At 54.3% G+C, this 1,325-nt stretch carries 1 protein-coding gene; it reads right to left on the bottom strand.

The window, feature by feature from the left end; all coding sequences use genetic code 11:
• Positions 1-1,325 (bottom strand): arylsulfatase (locus GPK89_RS11355; protein ID WP_252261642.1); only part of this gene is annotated, 1,325 nt, incomplete at both ends.

Raw genomic sequence — 1,325 nt, 5'->3', positions numbered from 1 at the left:
CATAACACCTCGGTGTTCTGCAATACGGTCAGGGGCGTTTTGCCCACAAACAAGGTATGACCGTCTGTGTACTGTTCTTCACGGTTCTTTAAGGCGTTAATCAGCAGGGCACGCAGTTCAGCTACACGCTCCGGGTTTTCGTCCAGTGCATTTTTTGTTTCGTGCGGGTCATCGCGCAGGTTGAAGTACAGTTCCCGTCCAGTCTGGGAGTACCAGATGTATTTATCCTCTTTTGTCAGGATAAAGTGCATGGAATCTTCACCCAGCGTGTGTTCCCCATGCAGGTATTCGCGGTCTAGCGGGTGCAACAGGCTGGTGCCGTCCACCGTTTCGGGAATCGGGGCTTCTGCCAGTTCCAACAGCGTGGGCATAACATCCCGCAGTTCAGCCAAGTCCGTGCGAACCGTGCCGCGCTTTCCGATGTAACGCTCCGGCCCGGAGATAAACAGTGGTACATGGATACTGCCTTGGAATGGTTTTGCTTTCTGGAACATCAAATGGTCGCCCAGCATTTCACCGTGATCGGAGACAAACAAAATCACGGTGTTATCCATAATCTGTTCTTCCACCAGCGCGGAAATCAAGCGTCCGATTTGATGATCCATATGGGTGATGGCAGCATAATAGCCCGCCCGCAGCTGCTGAATATAGCTTTCATCCGAGGGTGCAGTCTGGGCATGGTAACTGTGACCGTCGCGCTCCCAGCGGACGCAGTCGTTCCAGTCGCCGCGCCAAGGTTCGGCTAGCGGCTTATCTTTGTACAAATTCAAATAATATTCCGGGGCGTCCAGCGGCGGATGCGGCCGCACGAAGCTGGCCATCAAGAAAAAAGGTTTAGAACGGTCACGGCGGCGCAGAAAATCCCGGCACTCGCTGGCGACCCAGTTGGTGGGATGGTACTTTTCTTCGTAAATCCACGGACGAACCACCCAACTGTTGCAGTCCAAGCCAGTATCTACGGGGTCTGCATCCACACCAAGCTGCTGCTTGAGCCACCAATAATAATCATCGGCCACACGCTGGTCTTCATAACTGGGCGTACTGGGGCGGCGGTAGGCATGGAGATAGCCATCATGCAGCCGTACATCGTTGAATCCCAAATTATTGCGCAGCGGGTGAACGTGCATTTTACCGACGCACTGCGTATAATAGCCCGCCTTGCTCAGTTCCCCAGCCAGCGTGTGGGTATAGTTCCACGGCACTAAATCCTCATACCCGACGCGACCAGTGTGTTCCTGTGACATACCTGTGTAAAGAGAGGCACGTGCGGGAACACAGGTCGGACAGGCAGAATAGGCGTTTTCATAGCGCACGCCCTCTGCGGC

The sequence above is a fragment of the Gemmiger formicilis genome (assembly GCF_018784445.1).
GTDB lineage: Bacteria > Bacillota > Clostridia > Oscillospirales > Ruminococcaceae > Gemmiger.
The sequence above is the reverse complement of the archived record's forward strand: the minus strand, read 5'-3'. Positions and strand labels throughout refer to the sequence as shown.